We start from the raw sequence: 26,977 nt of genomic DNA, 5'->3' as shown, positions 1-26,977 counted from the left end.
ACAGAGTCAACAACTTAATTCGTTAATTTTCTCTGTTCTCCCCGGCCACTCTGTGAAGTTGCTCACAGCGCCGTGTCGATGGATGCGCATTATAGGGAGCTGCTTCAGAATGGCAAGGGTTTATCGTAAAGTTTATTCCGTTTGCTGATTATTTGCGCTTTACGCTTATTTAACCCGCATTTTGATGGCTTTTGGTAGTTCTGCGAGGCTATTTAGCACCCAATCGGCCAGCGCTTCACCCGCTTCAGTTACGGGTTTACCGCTTCTCACCAGAACTTTAGTACCGACATTGGCAGCCAATGCGGCCTGCATGTCTTCAATTTTATCACCTACCATATAAGAAGCAGCCATATCGATGTTCAATTCTTGCTGTGCTTCTATTAACATGCCAGGTAACGGCTTGCGACATTCGCAGGTTTGACGAAACTCGTCGACACTTCCTTCCGGATGATGCGGACAGAAATAGATACCATCCAAATCCACACCGCGATCGGCCAGTGACCAATCCATCCATTCTGTCAGGCTGACAAACTGGGCTTCGGTAAACATGCCGCGGGCGATGCCAGATTGGTTAGTCACTAGCACTAAGGCAAAGCCCATTTCTTTTAATTCACGGCAAGCATCAATCACACCGTCAATAAACTGAAAGTTATCTATCTCGTGGACATAACCGTGGTCGATATTAAGAGTACCGTCACGATCTAAAAATATTGCGGGAACTGGCTGCGTCACTTATATGCTCCTGAGGACTGTAAACACCGCTAGTATTGCATGTTTCACCCATCATTGAGAATGAAGAGAAATAACCTTCCCAGTTGACTTAGACGTCTAGACGCCTTAACATCCGATCCATGCTTTGGTTTCACTAAAGTTTACTTTTTATCTAGCCACGGAAACTAACGATAAAATAAGAATAATATGATTAAACTCTCCAATATCAGCAAAGTGTTTCAGCAGGGATCGCGTGTTATTACCGCCCTCTCTGACGTGACTCTTCACGTCCCTGCCGGACAGATCTATGGCGTTATCGGCTCATCAGGCGCAGGCAAAAGCACCCTGATTCGCTGCGCCAATATGTTAGAGCGACCAACCAGCGGTCAGGTTCTGGTTGATGGTCAGGATCTGACTTCATTATCAGAACGCGAACTGACTCGCGCACGCCGTCAGATTGGCATGATTTTCCAGCATTTTAATTTGCTCTCCTCCCGTACCGTATTCGGTAATATTGCTCTGCCGCTTGAGTTGGATAACACGCCGCGCGCAGATATAAAGAAGAGAGTGCTCGAATTACTTGATTTGGTCGGTTTGGCTGATAAACAGGACGCCTATCCGGCTAACCTTTCCGGCGGACAAAAACAGCGCGTGGCTATTGCCCGAGCGCTTGCCAGCAATCCGAAAGTTTTATTGTGCGACGAAGCCACCAGCGCACTGGACCCAGCGACGACCCGTTCTATTCTGGAACTGCTGAAAGACATTAACCGTCGGCTGGGATTAACTATCTTGTTAATCACCCATGAAATGGACGTGGTAAAACGCATTTGCGATCAGGTTGCCGTTATTAGCGAAGGCAAGCTGATTGAGAAAGACAGCGTGAGCGAAGTGTTCTCCCATCCGAAAACGCCGCTGGCGCAGCAGTTTATTCATTCCACGCTGCATCTGGATATCCCAGAAGACTATGCCCTACGCATGAGCGCTGAACCTGCGTCTGACCGTGTGCCATTGCTGAAACTGGAATTTACCGGCAAATCCGTAGACGCTCCGCTGATTTCTCAGGCAGTACGTCGCTTTAACATCGATATCGGTATTCTGAGTTCACAAATGGATTATGCCGGCGGAGTTAAATTCGGCGTTATGTTGGCGGAATTGCACGGCGAAAGTGAAGATGGCCTGGCCGCAATCAAATTCCTGCAAGATCATCATGTAAAAGTAGAGGTTCTGGGTTATGTCTGAGGCAATGATGTGGTTAATGGGCCGGGGCATCTGGGAAACGATTGTGATGACCTTCGTTTCCGGCTTTTTCGGTTTTGTACTGGGCCTGCCAATTGGCGTGTTGCTGTATATCACACGTCCTGGGCAAATCAGCGCCAACAGTACCTTATATAAGACAGTCTCAGCGTTGGTGAATATTTTCCGCTCCATACCTTTCATTATTTTATTGGTTTGGATGATTCCATTCACTCGCATGATAGTAGGCACCTCTATCGGCCTACAGGCGGCAATCGTTCCTTTAACCGTAGGCGCTGCGCCATTTATCGCGCGTATGGTAGAAAACGCCCTACTGGAGATTCCATCTGGTTTGGTAGAAGCGGCTCGCGCCATGGGTGCCACGCCGTTCCAAATCATCAAAAAAGTATTATTACCAGAAGCTTTGCCCGGTTTAGTTAACGCGGCAACCATTACGCTGATTACTCTGGTCGGTTATTCCGCCATGGGTGGCGCAGTCGGTGCCGGTGGTTTAGGTCAAATCGGATACCAATATGGTTATATTGGGTATGACGCGACCGCAATGAATACCGTCTTAGTATTATTGGTTATTTTGGTCTATCTGATTCAGTTCTGTGGTGACCGGATCGTCAGAGCCGTGACTCACAAGTAATAATCAGCCTGCGATAGCGCTCACAGCGGCGCCTATTAAAATGAATGTCTATAGAGGAAAGGATATGTCTTTTAAATTAAAATCTATCGCGGCAGTCGGCGCGCTGATCGGAACCCTGCTTTTGGCCGGTTGTGGTCAGGAAGAAAAAGATACTAATCACATCAAAGTAGGTGTGATCGTTGGCGCTGAGCAGCAGGTTGCAGAAGTTGCGCAGAAAGTTGCGAAAGATAAATACGGTCTGGACGTTGAGTTAGTTGTATTCAACGATTATGTGTTGCCTAACGAAGCGTTGAGCAAAGGCGATATCGATCTGAATGCTTTTCAGCATAAACCTTATCTGGATCAGCAAATCATTGATCGCGGTTATAAATTGGTTTCCGTTGGTAATTCCTTCGTTTACCCCATTGCCGGTTACTCCAAGAAAATCAAATCACTGGACGAACTGCAACCGGGCTCCAGCGTCGCAGTACCTAACGATCCAACTAACCTAGGCCGTTCCCTGCTGCTGCTGGAAAAACAAAATCTGATCAAACTGAAGCCAGGCGTAGGCTTGCTGCCAACGAAGCTGGATATCATCGAAAACCCTAAAAACCTGAATCTGGTTGAGCTGGAAGCGCCCCAGTTACCGCGCGTTCTGGATGACCAGAAAATTGCGCTGGCGGTGATCAACACCACTTATGCCAGCCAGGTTGGTCTGACTCCGGCGAAAGACGGTCTGTTTGTCGAAGGCAAAGACTCACCTTACGTTAACCTGATCGTGGCGCGTGAAGACAATAAAGACGCGGAAAACGTGAAGAAATTCGTACAGGCCTACCAGTCTGAAGAAGTTTACGAAGCCGCGAATAAAGCCTTTAACGGCGGTGCTGTAAAAGGCTGGTAATTTTTCATTACTGATTTTAGTGAATATATCTTCAAGACGGGCTACGGCCCGTCTTGTTATTTGCATGATAGATTGCTTCAATAGCGCAACTTAAATATAAAAAGCAAAGGAATCTCTATGCGTGCGTTACCTCTCTGTTGGTTAGCTCTTTCGCTAACTGGATGTTCCATGCTGCAAACCGAATCATCCAATGGCGGGAAGATGTTGCCAAACCCACAGCCGACGGCCAAATCCACTCAAACTACGGCTCCGCGTTCTGCGCCGGTGAAACTGTATAAAACCGCCGAAGAGTTGGTCGGTAAACCTTTCCGTGATTTAGGGGAAGTTTCAGGTGAATCCTGCCAAACCAGCGCGCAAGACTCACCGCCGAATATTGCCACGGCGCGTAAGAGAATGCAGATTAAAGCCTCTTACCTGAAAGCAAACTCGGTATTGCTCCATGAATGTCAGATTATCAGCGGCGCGCCAGGTTGTTACCAGCAGGCGATTTGCCAAGGTTCTGCGTTGAACGTATCGTCAAAATGACCACGTTTTCCTTTGAGCAGATCGGCGTTATCCGGTCGCCCTATAAAGAAAAATTTGCAGTTCCTCGACAGCCGGGGCTGATTGAAGACGGCGGCGGTGAGCTACAATTACTGGCTCCTTATAATCAGCCAGAGGCAGTTCGCGGCCTGAATGATTTTAGCCACCTATGGATAATGTTTGTTTTCCATCAAACCATGGACGGCGGTTGGCGACCTACTGTGCGTCCTCCACGCCTTGGCGGCAATGCTCGTATGGGCGTATTTGCCACCCGATCGACTTTTCGTCCCAATCCCATCGGTATGTCGCTCATTGAGCTAAAAGCCGTGCGAGTGAAAGGTTCGGAAGTGGTGCTTGAGCTAGGGAGTCTGGATCTGGTCGACGGCACGCCGGTTATCGATATTAAACCCTACCTGCCCTTTGCAGAAAGCCAGCCGCTGGCTCGTGCCGGTTTTGCTCAATCAGCACCTGACGCCGATATGCCAGTAACATTTTCCGCTTATGCCCAACGGCAGTTAGCAGAAAATCAGGCGCGCTACCCGAATCTAGAGCGTTTTATTTCTCAGGTTCTGGCACAGGACCCTCGTCCGGCCTATCGGAAAAATGAAGTAGAAACGCGGGAATACGCAGTATTATTATTAGAGTTTAACGTTCGTTGGCGAGTTATTGGGCAGCAAACCGAAGTGTTATCCCTCGACCCACGCTAAATTTCGTGCTGTTCTCTTTTGACAACCGTTTCTCACTGGTAAACTAAGCTACTTTTACTGTTTTTGACTGCCTGACCAATCTCGGCAGCCTGTTGCAATTTGCAGTTCTAATGGAACCAAAACATCATGCGCACTAGCCAATATTTGCTCTCCACTCTAAAAGAGACGCCTGCCGACGCGGAAGTCATTAGCCATCAATTGATGCTGCGTGCCGGCATGGTTCGTAAACTGGCCTCAGGTCTTTATACCTGGCTGCCCACCGGTATCCGCGTTCTGAAAAAAGTTGAAAACATCGTTCGTGAAGAGATGAACAATGCGGGCGCTATTGAAGTTTCCATGCCGGTAGTTCAGCCCGCAGACCTGTGGCAGGAGAGCGGTCGTTGGGAGCAATACGGCCCTGAATTGCTGCGTTTTGTCGATCGCGGCGAACGTCCTTTTGTACTTGGCCCGACTCACGAAGAAGTGATTACCGATCTGGTTCGTGGCGAAATCAACTCTTATAAGCAGTTGCCGCTGAACTTCTTCCAGATTCAAACCAAGTTCCGGGACGAAGTACGTCCGCGCTTTGGCGTTATGCGCGCCCGCGAGTTTCTCATGAAAGATGCTTACTCTTTCCATACAACGCAGGAGTCTCTGCAAGAAACTTACGATGCCATGTATGCCGCATACAACCGTATCTTTGAACGTATGGGGCTGAACTTCCGCCCGGTTCTGGCTGATACCGGCTCTATCGGTGGCGACGCATCCCATGAGTTCCAGGTTCTGGCCGACAGCGGTGAAGACGATATCGTTTTCTCTACCGAATCAGACTACGCGGCGAATATCGAATTCGCGGAAGCCATGGCGCCAAACGAACCTCGCGCGGCCGCGTCGGAAGAATTGCGTGTTATTGATACGCCAAATGCGAAAACCATCGCTGAATTGGTAGACCAATTCCAGTTACCCATCGAAAAAACCGTCAAAACCCTGATGGTTCATGCCCATGAAGAAAGCGGCCATAAGCTGATTGCCCTGCTAGTACGTGGCGATCACGAGCTGAACGAAATCAAGGCGGAGAAACTACCGCAGGTTGCCAAACCGCTGACCTTCGCGAGCGAAGAAGAAATTCGCGCTATCGTAGGCGCAGGTCCTGGTTCTCTCGGCCCGGTGAACCTGCCAATGCCAGTGGTTATCGATCGCAGCGTTGCAGTTATGAGCGATTTCGGCGCTGGCGCAAACATTGATGGCAAACATTACTTCGGTATTAACTGGGAGCGCGATCTGCCGCTGCCGCAGATTGCTGATCTGCGTAACGTGGTTGAAGGCGATATCAGCCCAGACGGCAAAGGTACTTTGCAGATTAAACGCGGTATCGAAGTGGGTCATATCTTCCAGCTGGGCACCAAGTATTCCGAAGCAATGAAAGCGACGGTTCAGGGTGAAGATGGCCGCAATCAGGTCATGACCATGGGCTGTTACGGCATTGGGGTTTCCCGCGTAGTGGCGGCGGCGATTGAGCAAAATCATGATGACCGCGGGATTATCTGGCCAGATGCTATTGCGCCATTCCAGGTTGCTATTCTCCCTATGAATATGCACAAGTCTTTCCGCGTTAAAGAGCTGGCGGAAGAACTGTACGCCACTCTGCGCGCTAAAGGCATCGATGTCATTCTGGACGACCGTAAAGAACGTCCGGGCGTGATGTTTGCCGATATGGAACTGATTGGCGTGCCGCACAATATCGTTATTGGCGATCGCAACTTGGACAGCGAAGAAGTGGAATACAAAAACCGCCGTGCCAGTGAGAAGAAAATGATTAAAACCAGCGAAATCATTGAGTTCCTGCTGAGTGAAATCAAAGGCTAATCAGCCGAGAATGGATACCAAAAAGCCCTGTTTTTAACAGGGCTTTTTCTTTAGCTGAATCACTGAAAAACCAGTGAATAATCCGTCCGCTTACGATTATTTGCTATTACAGGTCTTACCCGCAGTGAACTTGATATTACCATCAGGAATCATGGACTTATCCCACTGTCCGTCTTCCATAGACGGTCGCATACCAAAATGTCCATTTAACGTCAGGAAAACCGGCTCGCCGGCGTTTTTCCGCGCATTCATATAACCGGTTTCCAACTCGACATTATTATCAACCGCGAAGCTATGGCCGGTAGCGCAGTCGGTAAACTGTGCCGCATCAGCCATATAAATATACATGCCGCGCAAAGGAATAGACGTCGTTGGCAAAGCTTCGCTGGCCGTTAACTGGTAGTTCAGAGAGGATTTAATCCGTTGTCCATTTTGATCCAACATTTCCAGATTCTTTCCTACCGGATGGAAATAGCGCTTCTCACCTTTAGCGCTGGTTAACACTAGCTTATCGGCGGTTCGCGCCCAGGTTCCCTGCTCTGAGAATGTCCTATCGCCATCTCTGGTATCGCGATAAGTTTCCTGCAATACGAAGGTGCCGTCAGCATCTAAAAATAAAGACGTATCCAGCCCACTGCAATCCGCGCAAGGCAATACGCCCTGATAACTTTGCAGCATCGGTTGTAAAGGTTGCTGTTTTGGCTGATAAAGGTTTTTACAGCCCAGCAGTGACAAAGCGCCAGCTGCTAATAACAAAGTAATACTGAGTTTTCTCACAGCTTATCTCCTACTGCGTACCAATCCTATGGACCCACACCCCTGCGGTATCAATCCTGATGTATTTTGCCGCGCAGCGCTTTAGTTGCACCTTTGCGGACTTTTCCTTCCACCCGCCGAATTTTAGAGCCTTTGGTCGGCTTGGTTGGTCGCCGGGTCTTCTCTACGACCATGGCTTGGCGAATCAGCGCCGCTAAACGGGCCAGAGCTGCCTCGCGATTCATATCCTGACTGCGGTATTCCTGAGCCTTGATAATCACCACCCCATCCGCCGTGACCAGATGATGATTCAGCGCCAACAGGCGCTGCTTGTAATACTCTGGCAGGCTAGAGGCCTTGATGTCAAAGCGCAAATGTATTGCCGTTGAGGATTTATTAACATGCTGGCCACCCGCGCCCTGAGCCCGGATCGCCGTTAGCTCTATCTCGCTGTCGGCCAGCGTCACGCTATTCGAAATATTTAACACACTTATTGCTCGCTGCCTTGCCATTCAGAAAAAGTGATTTCCAGATTATTCTGAGCATCAGAAAGCCAAATGGTTCCCTCTTGCAGGGTCGCCTGCAAATTCATGTTGCGAGCGGACATCGCAGCCAGTTTCGCCATTTGCTCATCATCCAGAAAACGTACCTGAAGATTTTCATGGCCGGAAAGTTTCTCTTTAACCTGCGGCCACCACACTTTCGCCGCGCGTTCCCCATAGGAATAAAGAACAACTTTTTTCGACTGATTGCAGGCTTTGCGCAAGCGCTTCTCGTCCGGCAGCCCTAACTCCACCCACAGCTCGATGCCGTTATGATCGTTACGCAGCCAGATTTCCGGCTCATCGTCCGCACTTAGGCCTTTGGTAAATAACAAACGCTCGTCCGCATGGCAAATCCACGCCAATAGCCGCAGCATCATGCGTTGATCGGTTTCGGAAGGGTGCTGTGCCACCGTCAGGTTAGTATCCATAAAGACATTGCGGTCCATATCGGCAATATTGACTGTGGCTTTGTGAATGGTTGCTTTTAGTGCCATGGGTGACCTCTTGATTTTCAGGAGGACAGTGTACTTGATCCCGCCTTTGCGCGCGCTGCTAACCCCACATAAACCGATTATTAATGGCTTTTAGTAAGCAAAGAAACCTTCCGCTGAACGCTGATATCTCTTCAACTCCTGTGCTATAGTCCTTATAAGTTCAGAGTTTATCTTCGTGGTTTTACAATGTGGTTTACCATTGAAAATCCACCGGGTTAAACTTTTCCGGGAGGATACCGTGCAACAATACTGTGAATTAGTACGTCGTTTTTATTCCGAGATTGGCAGTGGCGATCTTGGGTATGTGCCTGATGCGCTGGGCTGTGTATTGAAAGCATTGGACGAAGTTGCGGCAAATGACGCACTGCCGTCCTCCGTTAGGGAACAGGCGGCTTACGCCGCCGCTAACTTATTGGTGAGCGATTATGTCGATGAGTGAAGAGTATCAACCCATCAATTGCGATGATTACGATAATCTGGAACTCGCCTGCCAGCATCACCTGATACTGACGTTGAAGTTGAGAGGCGGTGAGATCGTAGAAGGTAAAGCCAGCGACCTGCTATTACGCAAGCATGTCGAATACCTGATTGTGGAAGAATCGGGGAAAATGCGCGAGTTACGGCTGGATCATATCGCCAGCTTCAGTCATCCAGAAATTGGAACTGTCGTGGTCAGTGCTTCGTAATCCTTTCGCCAAAAAAAACGGGCCGCTGAAAAGTGGCCCGTTTTGTTTTTAACCAAGGCGAAATATTAGGGTTTAAGGCTGGCATAGTAAGCCGCCAAATCAGACATATCCTCATCGGTCAAACCTGAAACATAGGCGCGCATCACCTCAGCCTGACCGCCAGAACGCCCGCCGGTTTTATACGCTTTTAGCGATTGCTCAAGATAGAGCGCATTTTGCCCTGCCAAATTCGGATACATCGGCACCGAAACCTTACCATTCATACCGTGACAGGCAATACAGGCGGCAGACTTCGCCTTACCGGCCTCAATATCATTTTTCGCCATTGCAGAAAAACTGCATAGGCTCAACGCCACTGCCAGACACACAACTGATTTCATCATTGATCCTCAAGACCGCTTTTATTATTCGTTATTTATTATGTTATTCAGCTGACGCCACTGAACGCACCAGCAGGCTCCGCCTTCTTCGGCTACGCCCTCTGGCGTGATAAATACGCCGATGGCGGCTATCAATTGCTCACCAAAATACAATAGCGGAATACGTTCGCGCTCCCAAGGCGGAATGCCTAATTCCTGCCACAATTTTTTAGCGCGCCGCGAATGCCGACGCCCAACGATTCTGATGTTCCCCTGTAGGCCAAAACGGACGCTAACAGGTTCATTTTCAGCGGGCACTCGGATTTTCTGTCCCTTCTCATCAGCCAGTTCCAAACGTCCCAGCCCGGCGGGTAGCTCCAACGGCGATGGCACAGACCACGGTAAAACTGTCGTAGTGATGGCTTCCAACTGCGGTAATACATACAAATATTGCCGAAAACGCCGTACCTGATGAGGAGCTAACTCCAGCACCGGTTCTGCATCAGCCCGCGCCAACGCCACTTCATTCCAAATTCGCTGTAGCTGTTCTCTGGCGGGCATCGCCACGCCTTTCTCTGCCAGCCAACGACGCAGCAAGGCACCGCGTTTAGCTTCCGACATTAGCGCTAAACCGTTGATCGCTAAAGAACCATCCGGTTGCCGTAGTTGCGCCAAGGGTTCAGATAATAGCTCATCTAACAATTGTTCCTGCTCAGCGCACAACTCCGCACTACGCGCCACCGATCGGGAAAAATGCGGCCAACGTTCGGATAAAACCGGCAATACTTTCAGACGCAGAAAATTACGATCGAAGCGATCGTCCTGATTGCTATCATCTTCTATCCATGCCAACTGGCAATCTTCGGCGTAACGCTCTAATTGTTTGCGAGAAATAGCTAATAATGGGCGCAAAATCTGCCCCTCAGCAAATGGCATAGCCGCAGCCATCGAAGCTAAACCCGCAGGGCCGCTGCCGCGTTTTAACGCCAGTAAAAAGGTTTCACTTTGATCGTCGAGATGCTGAGCGGTAAGTAAGGTTTCTCCTTCTGCCAAGTGGCTGGAAAAGGCCTGATAACGCGCGGTTCGCGCGGCGGCTTCTATCCCACTGTGGCGCGTATCGAGCTGTACCCGAACAACTTCAAATGGCACATTCCAGCCCTGACACTGTGCCTGGCAATGTTCCACCCAGTTTTCCGCCAGTGGATTCAAACCATGATGTATATGAATAGCGCGCAGGGTTAGAGACGGCAACAGACTGGCGCGCAGCTGCACCAAAGCGTGGAGCAACACGCTGGAATCAAGTCCACCGCTGAACCCCACCAGAAAACTGGTTTGCCCACGCAGGTTATCGGCAATATATTCAACGAGTTGTTGTGGCTGATTCATCGATACATCACCGAGACGGCTTCAATTCATACAGTTCCAACGGCAGCCCGTCCGGATCCTGAAAGAAAGTGAAACGCGATTGTGTATAAGGATCGATTCGCAGCGTTTCACAAGCCACGCCCTTCTCAGCCAATTGCTTAACGCTCAAATCAATATCATCTACCTGAAACGCCAGGTGACGTAAGCCACAGGCTTCCGGGCGGCTTGGCCGCGCAGCCGGAGCCGGGAAGGAAAATAACTCAATGATATAATTATCGTTTAATGCCAAATCGGCTTTCCAGGAATCACGCTCTGCGCGATAAACCTCACTCAGCAAAGTGAATCCCAATACGTCGCAGTAGAAATCCTTGCTGACCTGATAATCTGAGCCGATCACCGCAATATGGTGAATCTGGCGAATGTCCAACATGGCTGGCTCCATCATTATTTTTCACCCGCTGGCCAACGGGTGATGGGTTATCAACTGGTTTTCAGCACCTTAACCATATATCGTCCATCGTCGGCCAGATGAGCGCCGTGAATATCGGTTTCAAAGCCGGGATAGTGCTCGCCGATAGCACACAGCATCAGCAGGAAATCCAACACCGCTCGGCTTTCTTCGGTAATCATTTCACCCGGCATCACCACGGGTACGCCCGGCGGATAAGGCAGAATCATATTGGCAACCACTTTGCCAATCAGATCACCCATTTCACATTCTTCTATATTACCGCGGATTTGCTGTTGGAACATATCGTAAGGCGTCAGTTTCATTTCCGGCAATACGCTAAAGGACTGATGCATTAGACGCGGCAAGTCATGGTGACGAATAAGTTGATGTATGCCGGCGGCGAGATCCTGAATTCGCATATGACGATAAAAATCAGGATCTTCCGCATACAAATCCGGCAGCATATTTTTGACACGTAAATTCAGATCATAGGCGCGCTTAAACTCCATCAGCCCACGTAATAAACTCATGGCTTTGGTTTTATCTATACCAATACTGAACAGGAACAATAAGTTATACGGCCCGGTTTTCTCAACTATAACGCCACGCTCATCGAGAAATTTTGCCACTAGAGCGGCAGGAATACCTTCCTCCGTCAACTGCCCATCACTGTTCATTCCCGGCATCAGAATCGTGACTTTAATCGGGTCCAGATACATATGATCAGCGTCTGCCTTAGCAAAGCCATGCCAGTTTTCGCCCGGGTCTAGCGGCCAGCACTGGATGTCTTCAATATCATCTGGCTGCCAGACGTCAAAGAACCAGTTATCGCTTTCGGCTCTCAAGCGCTTAACTTCTTTACGGAAATGCATCGCGCGCTCAATAGAGCGCTGAATCAGCCGTTTGCCCGGTTTACCTCGCATCATGGCGGCTGCCGTTTCCATTGAGGCCACGATACCGTAATGTGGGGAAGTGGTCGTGTGCATCATATAGGCTTCATTAAAGGTCGATTCGTTATAATCGCCTTTTATATGAATCATCGAAGCCTGAGAAAATGCGGCCAGTAATTTATGCGTCGATTGGGTTTCGTAAATAACTTTACCGGGAATCCTATCGCCGCTCATTCCACTCTTACCATCGTAGATCTGGTGAAATTGAGTGTAAGGCACCCAAGCAGAATCAAAATGTATCGAAGGAACGTCCAGAGTCTGTTTAATATAATCGGTGTTATACAACAGACCGTCATAGGTTGAGTTAGTAATAACCGCATGGACAGGCCAGGTAGCCCCCGCCGTTTGCGCGATCTTTTCGTTGATGCTTTCGCGAGTAAACTCTCTCTTCGGTATTCCGCCCAAAATACCGTAGGCATTACGCGCAGGCCGCAAATATAGCGGCGTGATATCGCTCATCATCAATAAATGCGTCAGTGACTTATGACAATTACGGTCGATCAATATGCTGCAACCGGCTGGGGCAGAATACATGCCGACGATTTTATTGGCGGTCGACGTACCGTTGGTCACCATATAACTTTTTTCGGCGTTGAAAGTACGCGCGATATACTCTTCGGCTTCTAAATGCGGGCCGCTATGATCCAGTAAAGACCCCAGTTCGGTCACCGAAATAGAAATATCGGCTTTTAAGGTATTGGCGCCAAAGAAATCATAAAATAGGCTCCCCACCGGGCTTTTCTGAAATGCCGTGCCCGCCATGTGCCCTGGGGTGCAAAACGTATATTTTCCCTCTTTAACATAGTGAAACAACGCTTTGGTCAGCGGCGGCGTGATGACATCAATATACTCGGCGGTATACTGCTCAATATGCTGAGCAATATCATCGGCTGCGTTAAGCGCATATTCGAAGAAATACAGTGCCATGCGCATTTCATTCAGGCTGACATCCAGCGATGAGGTCGTATTGATAAAAGCATAAATCGGCAGGTATTCATTTAACTCGTTGATCTCGGTACACAGCGCCATGCTGTGCTGATCCCAATCGAAAATGACGCCAATAATCCGAGCGTTATGTTCAATCAGCTTGAGTAGATCCTGCCCATCTTTCGGGTAAACCAGTTGAAAACCTTTAGCTTGCAGAGCGCTGTGAAGCTCACGAATTGGCTCATCCTTATAGTAACCCCCCATTGGGCTCATAATGGCGATGATATTCATTTGTATAGTCCTCACATTTTTATTTATCCCTATAACAACATGAAAACTCGCCGCTGTGTACCTAATTAGATAATAATGTTGGAAATTCTATATCAGACACCATGCCATATATTGACTGCATTCTGGACAAAATAATAAATTTAATCACCGAGTGAATTAATCGGGCGAGATCAAAGCCACAATTAAAACTAAAAAAGAGAACGATCAGACAATAATAATTATCAAAACAAGCCCAGCCAGCAAATTAAATAACATCAAGTAATAATCAAAATGTAACTTATTTTAAGGCTTTTAAATTTTTGATTTACACTTAACACTTCACCATCAAAATATAATATTTTATTTCACAGGTTATAAGGATGGTGTTATGCAGGGAAAGTTTCTCTCTCTATTAATCAATACACTGTTTATTATTGGACTTCTATTTTTTTATATATCCGCCAGCTATGCTATTTACCCCGTTAACCTTGTATACCGCGCCGACACCCGGGACTTAGGGGAGATAAATGCAGCTAACGGAATGCGTCCTTGGGCAGGCCCACGCGTTGATTATGATCTTATACATCATTTTGATGGAGAATCTGTCGATGATTACACCAGTGCCTTTGTCTCTACCAGCGCTTCATTTCGTCATAGCATCGAGCACGCAGCATCACTTGCCAGAGCCAATAGCGAAGAGCCTTTTGAGGAAGACTTTCGAATTTTTATCTATGCCATAAGGCCAGAGTCAAACTTCTATGAAGTCGAAGGTTCTATCGCACATGCCAGAGATACCAGCGCCGAACACTCTCCACGACAAGCCGGATTATCAGCGCTATTGCATAATTATGGCGGAATGGAGGAATGGGTGGCGCTGGAAGGTATATCGGCGGAGCGGATCATTTCTTTTATCGAAATAACCGGAGAAATATTGCAGAATTATTATCAATCCGGTCAGCTATTTTCAAATGGCTTTTGGATAAATCGATGGCAGCCAAATTTAGGTTATAACTCAGCCAACGATGGTGATATCAGTAGCTCAGAATTTTATACCCATATTGGCAATCCGCGAGGTTATCGTGATGTAATACAAGGTGAAACACTGCCCCCATTAGCCGCCTCTTTTACTTGTATAACTCCCAACTCCAATTCCATGAAGAAAAGGCAGTTACAAAATAAAAGATGTAAAACCAGAAAAGGCAGACATTTTTATTTCGTCAACAGACTTATTGCGGCATTAGAGAATAACGTTGAATAAATAAACATATCTCAATGAGATATTAACCCACCATAATATAAATGATACACGGAGGTTATTTTGAATAAACCGATTATTTTTTCTCTGTTTGTTTCATTAACGCCTATTGCCTTTGCCGATGATACTCCTGGCTCCAGTTATGTCATCGATGGGACCGTCGCGGCCATTCGCGTATCGGATCAGGGGTGTCGGATTTCATTTAGTGAGAGAACCGAACCACGCGAAAATATGGTCTGGCATTTTAGTGACGTACCGATAATCTGTAATCTGGCTAAAACGGCTTATGTACTGCGGGAAAAGGTCAGAGTAAACGTGGAGATAAACCCGGATAAAAGTTACGTTAACACTATTTCTAGTATTATTCTTGGCGATACCAACTCAAAGTGGTTACCCAATAATCTCTGATTGAGCGGCTATTATTGCCCAATAAAAAACCCGGAGTCAAAGTGAGTCCGGGTTTTTGTCTGAAAGATTAAATCAGCAATAGCCGTAGTTCATCAACCGCTGGTAGCGGCGATTCAGCAACTCATCGTTATTCAATACATCCAGATCGCTCAGATCGGCCAGCAATTGCGCTTTCAGTGAAGCGGCAATGGCCTGATAATCGCGATGTGCACCGCCTAAAGGTTCAGGAATCACGGAATCGATCATCTTGAGCTCTTTCAGGCGTGGCGCGGTAATACCCATAGCTTCGGCAGCTAACGGCGCTTTATCCGCACTTTTCCACAGAATTGACGCACAGCCTTCCGGCGAAATCACCGAGTAAGTGCTGTACTGCAACATATTCACTTTGTCGCCTACGCCAATCGCCAACGCGCCACCGGAGCCGCCTTCACCGATAACGGTACAGACGATAGGCACATTCAGACGAGACATTTCGCGCAGGTTACGGGCAATGGCCTCTGACTGGCCGCGTTCTTCGGCGCCAACGCCAGGGTAAGCCCCCGGAGTATCAATGAAAGTAATGATCGGCAGCTTGAAGCGCTCAGCCATTTCCATCAAACGCAGCGCTTTACGGTAGCCTTCTGGAGCAGGCATACCGAAGTTGCGACGAATTTTTTCTTTGGTTTCACGGCCTTTCTGATGACCAATGATCATCACCGGACGGCCTTCCAAACGGGCAATTCCGCCGACGATAGCTTTATCATCAGCATAGGCACGGTCACCTGCCAGCTCTTCGAAATCCGTAAAAATGTTAGCGATATAATCCAGGGTATAAGGACGTCGCGGATGGCGCGCTAATTGAGCGACCTGCCAAGCCCCGAGGTCCGAAAAAATCTTCCGCGTCAGCTCAACGCTTTTCTCACGCAGACGCTGGACCTCTTCATCCAGATTAATATCTAATTTTTCGTCTTGACGGCTGACTGCAGTCAGCGAGTCAATTTTCGCTTCCAGCTCTGCAATCGGCTGTTCAAAATCAAGAAAATTCAGACTCATAGCATTCCTATTTTAGTCAAATTCCAGTTCCACCTGCTCATTACCAACCAGCGTCCGCAGGTCGATCAATAAACGGTCTGTCGGGGTAACACGCCACGTGGCACCAAATCGTAGTCTGGCGCGCGCATCTTCCCGTTGGTAATAAAGATGTACTGGGATCGTCCCCGATCGGTGGGGTTCCAACGATTGGCGGAGACGGTTCAAAAGCTGGTCATCAATTTGCCTGTCAGTCAGCGAGATAGCAAGCCCACGGGCATATTTTTCACGAGCTTCACTGATATCCATTAACTCACGGGCGGTCATTTTAAGTCCACCGCTAAAGTCATCAAAGCTGACCTGCCCACTGGCTATCAGGATACGGTCTTTTTCTAACAAATGCTGATATTTTTCCAACGCATCCGTGAACATCATCACTTCCAGACGCCCGGAACGGTCATCTAGCGTACAGATGCCGATACGATTTCCGCGTTTTGTTACCATCACGCGCGCAGCGATTACCAGCCCCACTGCTGTCGTCATTTTGCCCCGATCCGTCGGGTGCATATCTTTCAGGCGCAACCCACCGGTATAACGCTCGATTTCCTTTAGATACTGGGTAATCGGGTGACCGGTTAAATACAGCCCCAGCGTCTCCCTCTCACCGTCAAGAACCACCTGTTCCTGCCAGCGCGGTACGTTAGCATAAGATTGCTCGACCTGCTCAGGCGCATCCGCCAGTACGCCGAACATATCTGCCTGACCAATAGCTTCCGCTTTGGCATGCTGATCTGCCGCTTTCAGCGCTTCTCCGAGAGAGCTCATCAAGGCCGCACGATGCGGACCGAGACGATCGAAAGCGCCGGACATTATCAGTTTTTCCAGAATCCGTCGATTCAGTTTTTTGGTATCAACCCGCGCACATAAATCGAACAGATCTTTAAAGTAGCCGCCTTGGTTGCGGGCTTCCAGCATAGCTTCGATTGGGCCTTCGCCCACGCCTTTGATAGCGCCAATGCCGTAAACGATCTCGCCTTCATCGTTCACATGGAAATGATACAGCCCGCTGTTTATATCCGGCGGCAGGATTTTCAGCCCCATGCGCCAGCACTCATCCACCAAACCAACGACTTTCTCTGTATTATCCATATCAGCGGTCATTACCGCAGCCATAAATTCAGCCGGATAATGTGCTTTCAGCCACAAAGTCTGATAGGAAACCAACGCGTAGGCGGCAGAGTGAGATTTGTTAAAACCGTAACCCGCAAATTTTTCTACCAGATCGAAGATCTTAATCGCCAGTTCGCCGTCAATACCCTGACTTTTAGCTCCATCTTCAAACACGGAACGCTGCTTGGCCATTTCCGCCGGATTTTTCTTACCCATTGCGCGGCGTAGCATATCCGCCCCGCCGAGGGAGTAGCCCGACAGCACCTGAGCGATCTGCATAACCTGTTCTTGGTACAAAATAATGCCGTAGGTAGGCTCTAGTACCGGTTTCAGAGATTCATGCTGCCATTGGATATCTGGATAGGACAACTCTTCGCGACCGTGCTTACGGTCAATAAAGTTATCTACCATGCCTGATTGCAACGGTCCTGGGCGGAACAGCGCCACCAAGGCGATCATATCTTCGAAGCAGTCGGGTTTCAGGCGTTTAATCAGATCCTTCATCCCGCGGGATTCGAGCTGGAATACCGCCGTCGTTTCCGACCGTTGCAGCATATCAAAGCTCTTTTTATCCTCCAGCGGAATGGACGCGATATCGATGGGTTCCAGCCCGGTCTTGGCGCGACGGGCGTTGATCATCTCCAGCGCCCAGTTAATGATGGTTAGAGTACGCAAACCGAGGAAGTCAAACTTCACTAAACCGGCATATTCGACATCATTTTTATCGAACTGAGTAACCGGGTTATTCCCCTCGGCGTCGCAATATAGCGGCGCAAAATCGGTAATTTTGGTCGGCGCGATAACTACCCCACCGGCGTGTTTACCGGCGTTACGGGTAACACCTTCCAATTTACGCGCCATATCGATCAAGGCTCGAACTTCTTCGTCCGCTTCGTAAATTTCAGGTAACTGTGGCTCGGCGGCGAAGGCTTTTTCCAGCGTCATCCCCGGATCGGGCGGAATCAATTTGGAAATACGATCGACAAAACCATAGGGATGGCCCAGCACCCGGCCAACGTCGCGGATTACCGCTTTAGCGGCCATCGTACCGAAGGTAATAATCTGCGAAACCGCGTCACGGCCATACATTTCAGCAACGTGCTCAATCACCAGATCGCGTTTTTCCATACAGAAATCGACGTCGAAATCGGGCATGGATACACGTTCAGGGTTCAGGAATCGTTCAAAAAGCAGATCAAATTCCAGCGGATCCAGATCGGTGATTTTCAGGGCATAAGCCACCAGAGAACCTGCACCTGAACCACGCCCCGGCCCAACCGGTACGCCGTTATCTTTCGACCACTGGATAAACTCCATCACGATCAGGAAGTAGCCTGGGAATCCCATCTGGTTGATAACTTTAAGCTCGATATCCAGACGTTCATCATATTCAGGCCGCTTTTGCGCCCTGACTTCCGGATCCGGGAATAAAAATTCCAGACGTTCTTCCAGACCCTGTTTGGATTTTTCGATCAGAAAATCTTCGGTACTCATATCCCCGGTCGGGAATTGAGGCAGGAAATATTCACCCAGCCGAATTGTCACGTTACAACGTTTGGCAATTTCAACGCTGTTGATCAGCGCTTCAGGAATATCCGCGAACAGCTCGCACATCTGCTCTTCATCGCGCATAAACTGCTGAGGACTATAATTTTTTGGTCGTTTCGGATCGACCAAAGTGAAGCCATCATGAATCGCCACGCGAATTTCATGGGCATCAAAATCCGTTTCATCAATAAAGCGCACATCGTTGGTGGCAACCACGGGAATACCGCGTTCAGTCGCTAATGCTACCGCTACGTGCAGATAATTTTCTTCGTCCTGTCGTCCAGTACGGATTAGCTCTAAATAGTAGCTACCAGGGAAGTATTCATTGTAAAAATCAAGACATTGATCGACCTGAGCCTGATTGCCACGCAGCAAAAATTTGCCTACGTCGCCCATACGTCCGCCGGACAACAAAATCAGCCCTTCGCGGTGCTTAATCAGCCAGTCACGATCGATAACCGGCCCTGCGGGGCCATAGCCACGCTGATAAGCCTCGGAAATAAGCAGGGTAAGGTTTTGATAGCCTTCGTTGTTACGCGCCAGAATAGTCAGATGCGCAAACTCATCGCCCAGCATCTCGCTCTGCACACAGAAATCAGCGCCAATGATAGGTTTGATTCCCGCGCCGTGAGCGCTGCCGTAAAACTTCACCAAACCGCACAGGTTGGTAAAGTCAGTAATCGCTAACGCTGGCATGCCTAAGGCGGCAGCCCGCTTCACCAAGGGTCCAATCTTGGCTAATCCATCGATCATGGAATAATCGCTGTGAACACGCAGGTGGACAAAACGAGGTTCGGCCATATCCAGATACCAGAAATTAGTGGATTGAATCACACCCGCAGGACTGGGTGTCTCGGGGCATCATAACTATAACCTGTATCACGCAAACCATTGTATGGATGCAATTCGATATTCACTGGCTATACGTTGTTTCCATCAGGCAGTAGCAATGCGGGCCTATGCCAGCCCGAGCACGCGTTTAACCGGAGCAAAACTGCGACGATGGTGCTCTGTGGCACCCAATGCGGCCAACCGCTCTAGATGGAATGCGGTCGGATAGCCTTTATGCTGAGCAAAGCCGTAATCCGGAAACTCGGCATCCAGCAACGCCATTTCCCGATCGCGGGTCACTTTTGCGACGATAGACGCAGCGCTAATCTCAGCCACTCGGCTATCCCCTTTCACCACCGCGAGGGACGGCATCGGCAGTGCCGGACAACGGTTACCGTCGATTAAGACATAATCAGGCGCAATATGCAGCCCGGCAACCGCTCTCTGCATCGCCAGCATGGTAGCGTGCAATATATTCATATCGTCAATTTCTTCCGGCTCTGCGCGCCCCAGACTCCAGGACAGCGCCTTCTCGGTAATCTCGTCATAAAGCGCCAATCTGCGCTTTTCACTGAGTTTCTTTGAGTCTGCCAGCCCGATAATGGGTTGATTCGGGTCGAGGATCACTGCGGCGGTCACGACCGCGCCAACCAGCGGCCCGCGCCCGACCTCATCAACGCCGGCAATGAGATTTGCCTGCGGATAAATAAAAATATCGCTCATTGCTTCGCTAATTCCAATACCGCCTGTGCGGCCTGTTTGTCCGCATCGCAGCGAATGCTTTGGTGCAAGGCCAGAAAACGTGTTTTTAGTGCTTCAACCGCCTCGCCACCCTTCAATAAAGGTAATAAAGCGTCTGCCAATTTTTGCGGCTGACACTCTTGCTGTAGCAATTCGGGAACCAGTTCTTCGCCCGCCAGTAAGTTAGGTAATGAGACATAAGGCGTTTTCACCAAACGCTCCGCCAACCAGAAGGTGAAAGGCTTCATACGGTAACCCACAACCATCGGCGATTTGGCCAACATGCATTCCAGCGCGGCGGTGCCCGAAGCCAACAGAGTGGCATCGCTGGCGACCATTGCAGCTCTGGCTTTACCATCCAATAAATGGACGGATAATTCCGGTGCAACTTCGGCTTTTATACGTTCGAACTGTTCCCGACGCTTGCTGTTCACCAGCGGCACCAATACTTCTAAATCAGGGAATTGCTGCCGTAATATCTCGGCGGTGCGTAGAAAGTCGGCACTTAACATTTCGACTTCTGAATGCCGACTCCCCGGCAATAACGCCAGACAGTGGACATCAGTAGCGATACCTAATTCAGCACGAGCCGCCACACGATTGGCAACCAACGGCATGGCATCCGCCATGGTGTGACCAATAAAACGACAGGGAACGTTGAAACGATCGTAAAACGCTTTTTCGAAAGGCAGAAAAGCCAAAACCATATCTGTGGCTTTACCGATTTTGAAAACGCGCTTATGACGCCAGGCCCAAACCGAGGGACTGACGTAATGAATAGTGCGAATTCCGTTCTGCTTTAAGCGGCCTTCCAGGGTGATGTTAAAATCGGGAGCATCGATACCCACGAATACATCGGGAGAAAGCTCGCTGAAACGGCGCGTCAAATCCTTACGGATTTTAAGAAGACGCGGTAACCGTTCCAGCACCTCCACAACCCCCATCACAGCCAACTCTTCCATTTCGTACCAGGCTTCACAACCCTCGGCTTGCATTAAGGGGCCGGCAACGCCGACAAAGCGGGCATTGGGAACCTGAGCTTTAAGCGCCCGGATTAACCCTGCACCTAAAATATCGCCGGAGGTTTCTCCGGCAACTAACCCGATAGTTAATGGGCGATCGGCTGTCATGACAGGCTCTTGCATAAGTTAGCGGATAATACCGCGGGTCGAACGAGCGAAGAAATCGCTGAACGGCTTAACCGCAGGATGCTGCTCGGCCAATTCGGCAATTTCCGGCTTCACTTCATCCAAAGTACGTCCGCTGCGATACACTAGCTTGTAAGCATTACGGATAGCATGCAGAGATTCTTTATCAAAACCACGGCGTTTCAGCCCTTCGATATTAATACCGAACGGTGTCGCGTGGTTTCCTTGCGCTATGACAAAAGGAGGCACATCCTGCGCAACCCCGGAACAGCCGCCAACCATTACATGTGCACCGATCACACAGAATTGATGAACAGCGGTCATTCCGCCAATAATGGCATAATCATCCACTTCAACGTGGCCACCCAAAGTCGCGTTATTGGCAAAGATGCAGCGGTTGCCGATAATGCAGTCATGAGCGATATGGGCATTAATCATCAGTAGGTTATCGCTACCAACTTTCGTCACCCCGGTACCTTGTACCGTGCCACGGTGGATAGTCACACTTTCACGGATACGGTTACGATCGCCAATTTCCACCCGTGTCGGTTCGCCGGCATATTTCAGATCCTGGTTAGCTTCACCAATGGAAGCAAACTGGTAAATCTCATTATCGCGGCCGATTTTAGTCACGCCGTTCACGACAATATGGGATTTCAGTACTGTGCCTTCACCAATTTCCACCTGGGAACCGATATAGCAAAATGGGCCAATGTGAACATTAGCACCAATCACAGCACCTTCTTCAACGATAGCACTCGGGTGGATAAAGGCGGTTTTGTCAATCACGTATCAAGACTCCTTAGATGCGGGTACTGCTGCTGGTGCCGGTTTGCTGCGTGCGCACATCATGGTGGCAGTACAGACAATTTCACCGTCAACTTTAGCAACACCGGTAAAGCGGGTTAAACCACGACGCTCTTTGACGAATTCAACTTCCATAATCATCTGATCGCCAGGCACTACCGGGCGTTTAAAGCGGGCTTCATCAATACCAGCAAAGTAGTAAAGTTCGCCTGGTTCAAGTTTACCGCGGCTTTTAAATGCCAAAATACCGGTAGCCTGCGCCATTGCTTCCAAAATCAGTACGCCAGGGAAAATAGGCTTACCGGGGAAATGGCCTTGGAAAAAAGGCTCGTTGAAAGAGACGTTCTTCACTGCACGTAGAAATTTCCCTTCCTCAAAATCCAGGACGCGATCTACCAGCAAAAAAGGAAAACGGTGCGGCAGTAGATCTAAAATCTCTTCAATATGCAGAGTATGAGTGTCAGTAGTCAAAATACTCTTCCTGTCTAAAAAATTAATGCTATCAACGACACGGCCTGCTTTGACCCCAAAAGGAGATCATTAGGCAGGCCGCAAATTAGGAACTCTGTACGCTTCGGGCAGTAAGCGCCAATAGCTTTTGTTATTGGCTCAGAGTGGTAATTACTCTTTATCGATTTTACGTTCGACAGCTTTCAAACGCTTATTCATCTCATCGATATTCATCACCAGTGCTGCGGTTTTTCGCCACGTTTTATTTGGCTGCAACGGAATTCCGGAGGAGTATACCCCAGGTTCAGTGATTGGACGCATCACCATTCCCATTCCGGTCACAACAACCTTGTCGGCAATCTCCATGTGACCATTGATCACACTGGCACCACCGATCTGGCAATATCGGCCAACTTTCAGGCTTCCCGCCATGATAACGCCGCCCGCAACTGCGGTATTGTCGCCAATAGTCACGTTATGCGCAATCTGGCATTGATTATCAATGATGACACCATTACCGATAACCGTGTTATCTAACGCGCCGCGGTCGATAGTTGTACAGGCACCAATCTCCACGCGGTCACCAATTATTACGGTGCCAAGCTGCGGGATTTTGATCCAATTGCCACGATCGTTAGCGTAACCAAAACCATCTGCACCAATGACCGTACCGGATTGAATCAGGCAATGCTGCCCAATCTCAACTTCATGATAAACGGAAACATTGGCCCACAAACGGCTACCTGCACCGATACGTGCATTTTTACCGACAAAACAGCCCGCACCGATAACCACGTTATCACCCAGAACAACGCCGGACTCAATCACCGCATTTGCGCCAATTGATACCTGATTGCCCAAGGTTGCTTCAGGGGAAATCACTGCGCTTGGGGCGATGTCCTGAGCTGGCTGCGGAGTGGTATCCATAATCTGCGCCATGCGCGCATAGGTCAGATAGGGATTTTTAACGACTAAAGCAGCAACGTTACAATAAGGCAGATCTTCCTCGGTCAAAACCACGGCGCTAGCTTGGCAAGACGCGAGTTGTTCCCGGTAACGGCTGTTTGACAAAAACGTGATTTGCGCAGGTTTGGCAGAATGCATTGAAGCGATGCCGGTGATGACAATTTCGCCATCACCGTGCACTTGTGCATCCAACTGCTGGGCTAAATCAGCCAGTCGAATTGAAGGCATGTGTTATTTAACCTGTTTCAGCACGTCAGCAGTGATGTCTTTTGAGGAATCAGCGTATGCCACAGCATTCGCGTCGATAACCACATCATACCCACCTTTACTTGCAACAGATTTCACAGCGTCCTGAATACGGCTCAGGATTTTGTTACGCTCTTCCATCTGGCGACGACGGTTGTCTTGTTCAAACGCCTGCGCTTTTTGAGAGAAGGTTTCACGCTGCGCCATGACGTCTTTTTCCAGTTTGGTACGATCGCTGGCTTTCATGGTAGAACCGTCGCGCTGCAGCTTCTGCATTTTGGTCTGCAGATCGCGCTCCATTCCTTGCAGCTCGGTTGCACGGCCTTTGAATTCATTCTCCAGCTGCTTAGCCACGGTTTCACGCGCGGGTAATTGTTGGAAAATGCTGGAAACATTAACAATAGCAATCTTGTCAGCGGCTTGAACGCTGGCTGAAGCAGCCAATGCTAAACCAAGACCTGCGGCACACAACCACTTTTTCACTATAAACTCCTTACCATTACCCGTTTGTGTCAGAGACACCCTGAAATGCACTTGACGCCGGATTTATCCGATGCGGCAAAGGTAATACTAGATCACCTTTGCAACAGGGAGATCGGCGTCAGCGCGATCTTTACTTATCGATCAACAATTCTTGCTCAACTACTCAGTAGCCTGTTACCAGGTTTTACCGATGTTAAACTGGAACTGCTCGGATTTATCACCCGGATAGTCTTTGACCGGTTTGGCGTAAGAGAACACCAATGGACCCAGCGGTGACATCCACTGTAATGCTACACCCGCAGAAACGCGAATATTGCTTGGGTCGCTGTAGTCAGGAATCCCGGCGGCTCCCGTTGCCGCAGTGTTTTCCCAGTGGGTATCCCAAACGGTACCTGAATCGATAAAGATCGAAGTACGAACCGAGTTAGAATACTTTTCACTGATAAACGGCGTTGGCGTGATCAATTCGATACTCGCCACAGCCATGGCATTACCGCCCACAGCATCGGTAGATTTATTAACCGTAGCGCCATTATTCGCATAGTATGCAGCTTTAGGCCCGATGTTGTTCGAGCGGAAACCACGTACAGTGCTGGAACCACCGGCATAGAAGTTCTCATAGAACGGCATTTCTTTGCCACCGAGACCATCGCCATAACCTAAGCGCCCGCGACCTAACAGAACCCAAGAGCGATCCTGATCCAACGGCAGGTAGCCGGAAGTATCGAAGGTCACTTTGTAGAATTCATTATCGGAGCCAGGAACGGTTACTTTACCGTTAACCGAAGATTTTACACCGGAAGTCGGGAAGAAACCTCGGTCTAGGTTGTTATAAGTCCAACCAAGGTTCAGGGTAAAGTCATCAGCGGTGAAGTCAGCGCGGTCAGTATAGTTCGGCTTTTGGCCGACTGACTCGAGATAACGCCACATAGCAACCTGCGGCAACATGTCGGACAGACTGTTGTGCACATAGCCCACGCCTACGCGTAATGAGTTATTTTCGTTGATTGGGAACCCAAGGGTACCGTCAACACCGTAGCTGCTGTTGGTATAGCCAGACAGGTCTGCGTTATCCGCTTTAAAATCGTTGTAGAACACACGACCACCCAGACTCACACCGTCAACGGTGAAGTAAGGGTCGGTTAACGTAAATTCAGCATAGGTCTGGTAATCATTCTTAGTACCGTTAATCCCTACGCTGTTACCCGTGCCCAGCCAGTTATCCTGTTGAACACCCACCTGGAAACTCACGCCACTTTCAGTACCGTAGCCAATGCCGAAGTTCAGGCTACCGGTATTACGTTCTTTAACTTTGTAAACAATATCAACCTGATCGGCAGTACCCGGAACACGCTGCGTTTCCACATCGACGGTTTCGAAGTAACCTAAACGGTTCAGACGATCTTTACCTTGTTCAACCTGAGCGTTACCCAGCCATGCACCTTCCATCTGACGCATTTCACGACGAAGAACGGAATCTTTACTGGTGTCATTGCCTTCGAAGCGAACGTGACGCACATAGAAACGGTTACCCGCATCCACATTAATGTGCAGTTTCACGGTTTTATCCGCATCGTTGATTTCAGGCTGAGTCTGTACGCGTGGGTAAGCGTAGCCATAGCGACCTAACATCTTTTTGATGTCGTCTTCCATGCGCGTCACTTTACCGCCGTTATACAACTCGCCCGGCTCAATTTTGGTCAGCTTCTCAGCTTCAGACTGATGGCCCGCCAGATTCCCGTTGACCACCACGCTGCTCAACTTGTACTGCTCGCCTTCTGTCAGGTTGATTGTGATGTAGATGCCTTTTTTATCCGGCGTCAAACTCACCTGAGTAGAATCGATGTTGAAGCGTGCGTAACCGCGATCCAGATAGAAGCTACGCAGGATCTCAAGATCGCCTGCCAGTTTCTGTTTCTGATATTTACGGTCACCAACCACGTTCCACCAAGGCACTTCATCGCGCAGCTGGAAACGTGAAATCAGTTCGTCTGTGCTAAACGCATGGTTACCGACGATATTGATCTGCTGAATCTTGGCAGATACACCTTCGGTAAACACCAGCTTCAGATCGACACGGTTGCGCGGCAACGGCGTCACTACGGCTTTCACCGAAGCGCTGTATTTACCCACGCTGTAATAGAAGTCCTCCAGACCTTTTTCAATGCTGGAGATCGTTGTGCGGTCTAGTGCCTCGCCAACCCGAACGCCAGAGGCTTCAAGGTTCTGTTTAAGCATATCCTCTTTCACCGCTTTGTTACCGGAGAAAGTGATACTGGCGATCGTTGGGCGTTCTTTGACTTGAACAATCAGAGTATTACCATCGCGCAGAACGCGAACGTCCTCGAAGTTGCCTGTGGCAAACAACGCACGGATAGTATTACTGATGTCATCATCACTGACGGTATCGCCTACGCGAACCGGCATATTAAGTAACGCCGCACCGACGGCGACTCGCTGCAGGCCCTCGAAATGAATGTCTTTCACTACGAACCCGTCTGCACCGTATACGGTGGCGCTGCCAAACAGCAGCGACGCTATGAGCAACTTTTTCATCGCCATC

Annotated in this window: 27 protein-coding genes; 10 read left to right on the top strand and 17 right to left on the bottom strand. The window is 49.2% G+C overall.

All coding sequences use genetic code 11. The features are described from left to right. Positions 1 to 165: 165 nt before the first annotated feature. Complete coding sequence (gene gmhB, locus ACQ4OC_RS15425) at positions 166 to 732, bottom strand: D-glycero-beta-D-manno-heptose 1,7-bisphosphate 7-phosphatase (RefSeq protein ID WP_064514741.1); 567 nt, start codon at positions 730 to 732, stop codon at positions 166 to 168. 186 nt (positions 733 to 918) lie between these two features. On the opposite strand from gmhB, the gene metN reads away from it, so the two are divergent. The 6 genes from metN (at position 919) to proS (ending at position 6,550) form a co-directional block, all read left to right on the top strand. Next, a complete protein-coding gene (gene metN, locus ACQ4OC_RS15420; RefSeq protein WP_064514742.1) occupies positions 919 to 1,950 on the top strand; it encodes a methionine ABC transporter ATP-binding protein MetN in 1,032 nt (343 codons plus the stop codon). Further along, positions 1,943 to 2,596, top strand: coding sequence for a methionine ABC transporter permease MetI (locus ACQ4OC_RS15415; RefSeq protein ID WP_064514744.1), 654 nt, complete (start codon positions 1,943 to 1,945; stop codon positions 2,594 to 2,596). Before metN ends, ACQ4OC_RS15415 begins: the two co-directional genes overlap by 8 nt. 64 nt (positions 2,597 to 2,660) lie before the next feature. Then, on the top strand, positions 2,661 to 3,476 hold the full coding sequence (locus ACQ4OC_RS15410; protein ID WP_064514747.1) for a MetQ/NlpA family lipoprotein: 816 nt from the start codon (positions 2,661 to 2,663) through the stop codon (positions 3,474 to 3,476). Between the two features lie 117 nt (positions 3,477 to 3,593). Then, a complete protein-coding gene (gene rcsF, locus ACQ4OC_RS15405; RefSeq protein ID WP_430971327.1) occupies positions 3,594 to 4,001 on the top strand; it encodes an Rcs stress response system protein RcsF in 408 nt (135 codons plus the stop codon). Then, positions 3,998 to 4,705, top strand: a complete 708-nt coding sequence (gene tsaA / locus ACQ4OC_RS15400; protein ID WP_120806922.1) for a tRNA (N6-threonylcarbamoyladenosine(37)-N6)-methyltransferase TrmO — start codon at positions 3,998 to 4,000, stop codon at positions 4,703 to 4,705. The genes rcsF and tsaA overlap by 4 nt, the downstream gene beginning before the upstream one ends. A gap of 126 nt (positions 4,706 to 4,831) precedes the next feature. Next, positions 4,832 to 6,550, top strand: a complete 1,719-nt coding sequence (proS, locus tag ACQ4OC_RS15395) for a proline--tRNA ligase (RefSeq protein ID WP_064514753.1) — start codon at positions 4,832 to 4,834, stop codon at positions 6,548 to 6,550. A gap of 96 nt (positions 6,551 to 6,646) precedes the next feature. On the opposite strand, the gene nlpE is transcribed toward proS, so the two are convergent. The 3 genes from nlpE to ACQ4OC_RS15380 are packed head-to-tail and all read right to left on the bottom strand — an operon-like array spanning position 6,647 to position 8,345. Continuing rightward, entirely contained in the window at positions 6,647 to 7,327 is a 681-nt protein-coding gene (gene nlpE / locus ACQ4OC_RS15390) for an envelope stress response activation lipoprotein NlpE (RefSeq protein WP_120806921.1), read from the bottom strand. A gap of 50 nt (positions 7,328 to 7,377) precedes the next feature. After that, the gene (arfB, locus tag ACQ4OC_RS15385) at positions 7,378 to 7,794 is read right to left on the bottom strand and encodes an alternative ribosome rescue aminoacyl-tRNA hydrolase ArfB (protein ID WP_049599972.1); all 417 of its coding nucleotides are present in this window, start codon (positions 7,792 to 7,794) and stop codon (positions 7,378 to 7,380) included. Between the two features lie 2 nt (positions 7,795 to 7,796). Then, entirely contained in the window at positions 7,797 to 8,345 is a 549-nt protein-coding gene (locus tag ACQ4OC_RS15380) for a YaeQ family protein (protein ID WP_064514757.1), read from the bottom strand. A gap of 238 nt (positions 8,346 to 8,583) precedes the next feature. Between ACQ4OC_RS15380 and ACQ4OC_RS15375 the strand changes: the two genes are divergently transcribed. Both ACQ4OC_RS15375 and rof read left to right on the top strand, forming a co-directional pair. Then, entirely contained in the window at positions 8,584 to 8,784 is a 201-nt protein-coding gene (locus tag ACQ4OC_RS15375) for a YaeP family protein (RefSeq protein ID WP_049599966.1), read from the top strand. Further along, positions 8,771 to 9,031, top strand: coding sequence for a Rho-binding antiterminator (gene rof / locus ACQ4OC_RS15370; RefSeq protein ID WP_049599964.1), 261 nt, complete (start codon positions 8,771 to 8,773; stop codon positions 9,029 to 9,031). The genes ACQ4OC_RS15375 and rof overlap by 14 nt, the downstream gene beginning before the upstream one ends. 65 nt (positions 9,032 to 9,096) lie before the next feature. On the opposite strand, the gene ACQ4OC_RS15365 is transcribed toward rof, so the two are convergent. Genes ACQ4OC_RS15365 through ACQ4OC_RS15350 form a run of 4 tightly spaced genes read right to left on the bottom strand, consistent with a single transcriptional unit; the run spans position 9,097 to position 13,374 of the window. Continuing rightward, positions 9,097 to 9,414 (bottom strand): c-type cytochrome, encoded by a 318-nt coding sequence (locus ACQ4OC_RS15365; protein ID WP_084414307.1) that lies wholly within the window; start codon positions 9,412 to 9,414, stop codon positions 9,097 to 9,099. A gap of 21 nt (positions 9,415 to 9,435) precedes the next feature. After that, complete coding sequence (gene tilS, locus ACQ4OC_RS15360; RefSeq protein WP_430971326.1) at positions 9,436 to 10,776, bottom strand: tRNA lysidine(34) synthetase TilS; 1,341 nt, start codon at positions 10,774 to 10,776, stop codon at positions 9,436 to 9,438. A 7-nt stretch (positions 10,777 to 10,783) separates the two neighbouring features. Continuing rightward, complete coding sequence (locus tag ACQ4OC_RS15355; RefSeq protein ID WP_430971329.1) at positions 10,784 to 11,185, bottom strand: VOC family protein; 402 nt, start codon at positions 11,183 to 11,185, stop codon at positions 10,784 to 10,786. A gap of 50 nt (positions 11,186 to 11,235) precedes the next feature. Then, on the bottom strand, positions 11,236 to 13,374 hold the full coding sequence (locus tag ACQ4OC_RS15350; RefSeq protein ID WP_430971325.1) for a lysine decarboxylase LdcC: 2,139 nt from the start codon (positions 13,372 to 13,374) through the stop codon (positions 11,236 to 11,238). Between the two features lie 367 nt (positions 13,375 to 13,741). Here ACQ4OC_RS15350 and ACQ4OC_RS15345 point away from each other — a divergent pair, with 367 nt between their 5' ends. Further along, on the top strand, positions 13,742 to 14,611 hold the full coding sequence (locus ACQ4OC_RS15345; RefSeq protein WP_064514766.1) for a hypothetical protein: 870 nt from the start codon (positions 13,742 to 13,744) through the stop codon (positions 14,609 to 14,611). Between the two features lie 60 nt (positions 14,612 to 14,671). Further along, on the top strand, positions 14,672 to 15,016 hold the full coding sequence (locus ACQ4OC_RS15340) for a hypothetical protein (RefSeq protein ID WP_064514768.1): 345 nt from the start codon (positions 14,672 to 14,674) through the stop codon (positions 15,014 to 15,016). Positions 15,017 to 15,088: 72 nt separating this feature from the next. On the opposite strand, the gene accA is transcribed toward ACQ4OC_RS15340, so the two are convergent. The 9 genes from accA to bamA form a co-directional block, all read right to left on the bottom strand. Continuing rightward, positions 15,089 to 16,048 carry an acetyl-CoA carboxylase carboxyl transferase subunit alpha gene (gene accA, locus ACQ4OC_RS15335; protein ID WP_064514770.1) on the bottom strand — a complete coding sequence of 320 codons (960 nt, stop codon included), beginning with the start codon at positions 16,046 to 16,048 and terminating at the stop codon, positions 15,089 to 15,091. 12 nt (positions 16,049 to 16,060) lie between these two features. Continuing rightward, entirely contained in the window at positions 16,061 to 19,543 is a 3,483-nt protein-coding gene (gene dnaE / locus ACQ4OC_RS15330) for a DNA polymerase III subunit alpha (protein ID WP_064514772.1), read from the bottom strand. Positions 19,544 to 19,699: 156 nt separating this feature from the next. After that, on the bottom strand, positions 19,700 to 20,296 hold the full coding sequence (rnhB, locus tag ACQ4OC_RS15325) for a ribonuclease HII (protein ID WP_430971324.1): 597 nt from the start codon (positions 20,294 to 20,296) through the stop codon (positions 19,700 to 19,702). Next, a complete protein-coding gene (gene lpxB, locus ACQ4OC_RS15320) occupies positions 20,293 to 21,459 on the bottom strand; it encodes a lipid-A-disaccharide synthase (RefSeq protein ID WP_430971323.1) in 1,167 nt (388 codons plus the stop codon). The genes rnhB and lpxB overlap by 4 nt, the downstream gene beginning before the upstream one ends. 3 nt (positions 21,460 to 21,462) lie before the next feature. Continuing rightward, positions 21,463 to 22,251, bottom strand: coding sequence for an acyl-ACP--UDP-N-acetylglucosamine O-acyltransferase (gene lpxA / locus ACQ4OC_RS15315; protein WP_049599940.1), 789 nt, complete (start codon positions 22,249 to 22,251; stop codon positions 21,463 to 21,465). A gap of 3 nt (positions 22,252 to 22,254) precedes the next feature. After that, the gene (gene fabZ, locus ACQ4OC_RS15310) at positions 22,255 to 22,740 is read right to left on the bottom strand and encodes a 3-hydroxyacyl-ACP dehydratase FabZ (RefSeq protein WP_064514778.1); all 486 of its coding nucleotides are present in this window, start codon (positions 22,738 to 22,740) and stop codon (positions 22,255 to 22,257) included. A gap of 150 nt (positions 22,741 to 22,890) precedes the next feature. After that, positions 22,891 to 23,913 carry a UDP-3-O-(3-hydroxymyristoyl)glucosamine N-acyltransferase gene (gene lpxD / locus ACQ4OC_RS15305; protein WP_064514780.1) on the bottom strand — a complete coding sequence of 341 codons (1,023 nt, stop codon included), beginning with the start codon at positions 23,911 to 23,913 and terminating at the stop codon, positions 22,891 to 22,893. Between the two features lie 3 nt (positions 23,914 to 23,916). Next, positions 23,917 to 24,414 (bottom strand): molecular chaperone Skp, encoded by a 498-nt coding sequence (gene skp / locus ACQ4OC_RS15300; protein WP_049599935.1) that lies wholly within the window; start codon positions 24,412 to 24,414, stop codon positions 23,917 to 23,919. A gap of 174 nt (positions 24,415 to 24,588) precedes the next feature. Further along, positions 24,589 to 26,976 carry an outer membrane protein assembly factor BamA gene (gene bamA / locus ACQ4OC_RS15295; RefSeq protein ID WP_064514782.1) on the bottom strand — a complete coding sequence of 796 codons (2,388 nt, stop codon included), beginning with the start codon at positions 26,974 to 26,976 and terminating at the stop codon, positions 24,589 to 24,591. Position 26,977 lies beyond the last annotated feature (1 nt).

It is taken from the genome of Yersinia sp. J1, from assembly GCF_050586585.1.
Classification (GTDB): Bacteria; Pseudomonadota; Gammaproteobacteria; order Enterobacterales; family Enterobacteriaceae; genus Yersinia; species Yersinia entomophaga.
Note: the sequence above shows the minus strand (reverse complement) of the source record. Positions and strands in the feature narration are given on the sequence as shown.

Coding starts and splice junctions, on each gene's coding strand:
- ACQ4OC_RS15345 (WP_064514766.1), top strand. CDS start 13,742: ATGCAGGGAAAGTTTCTCTCTCTATTAATCAATACACTGTTTATTATT.
- rnhB (WP_430971324.1), bottom strand. CDS start 20,296: ATGAGCGATATTTTTATTTATCCGCAGGCAAATCTCATTGCCGGCGTT.
- lpxD (WP_064514780.1), bottom strand. CDS start 23,913: ATGCCTTCAATTCGACTGGCTGATTTAGCCCAGCAGTTGGATGCACAA.
- rof (WP_049599964.1), top strand. CDS start 8,771: ATGTCGATGAGTGAAGAGTATCAACCCATCAATTGCGATGATTACGAT.
- tsaA (WP_120806922.1), top strand. CDS start 3,998: ATGACCACGTTTTCCTTTGAGCAGATCGGCGTTATCCGGTCGCCCTAT.
- rcsF (WP_430971327.1), top strand. CDS start 3,594: ATGCGTGCGTTACCTCTCTGTTGGTTAGCTCTTTCGCTAACTGGATGT.
- lpxB (WP_430971323.1), bottom strand. CDS start 21,459: ATGCAAGAGCCTGTCATGACAGCCGATCGCCCATTAACTATCGGGTTA.
- ACQ4OC_RS15350 (WP_430971325.1), bottom strand. CDS start 13,374: ATGAATATCATCGCCATTATGAGCCCAATGGGGGGTTACTATAAGGAT.
- tilS (WP_430971326.1), bottom strand. CDS start 10,776: ATGAATCAGCCACAACAACTCGTTGAATATATTGCCGATAACCTGCGT.
- ACQ4OC_RS15380 (WP_064514757.1), bottom strand. CDS start 8,345: ATGGCACTAAAAGCAACCATTCACAAAGCCACAGTCAATATTGCCGAT.
- ACQ4OC_RS15365 (WP_084414307.1), bottom strand. CDS start 9,414: ATGATGAAATCAGTTGTGTGTCTGGCAGTGGCGTTGAGCCTATGCAGT.
- proS (WP_064514753.1), top strand. CDS start 4,832: ATGCGCACTAGCCAATATTTGCTCTCCACTCTAAAAGAGACGCCTGCC.
- metN (WP_064514742.1), top strand. CDS start 919: ATGATTAAACTCTCCAATATCAGCAAAGTGTTTCAGCAGGGATCGCGT.
- ACQ4OC_RS15415 (WP_064514744.1), top strand. CDS start 1,943: ATGTCTGAGGCAATGATGTGGTTAATGGGCCGGGGCATCTGGGAAACG.
- ACQ4OC_RS15410 (WP_064514747.1), top strand. CDS start 2,661: ATGTCTTTTAAATTAAAATCTATCGCGGCAGTCGGCGCGCTGATCGGA.
- ACQ4OC_RS15355 (WP_430971329.1), bottom strand. CDS start 11,185: ATGTTGGACATTCGCCAGATTCACCATATTGCGGTGATCGGCTCAGAT.
- accA (WP_064514770.1), bottom strand. CDS start 16,048: ATGAGTCTGAATTTTCTTGATTTTGAACAGCCGATTGCAGAGCTGGAA.
- dnaE (WP_064514772.1), bottom strand. CDS start 19,543: ATGGCCGAACCTCGTTTTGTCCACCTGCGTGTTCACAGCGATTATTCC.
- bamA (WP_064514782.1), bottom strand. CDS start 26,976: ATGGCGATGAAAAAGTTGCTCATAGCGTCGCTGCTGTTTGGCAGCGCC.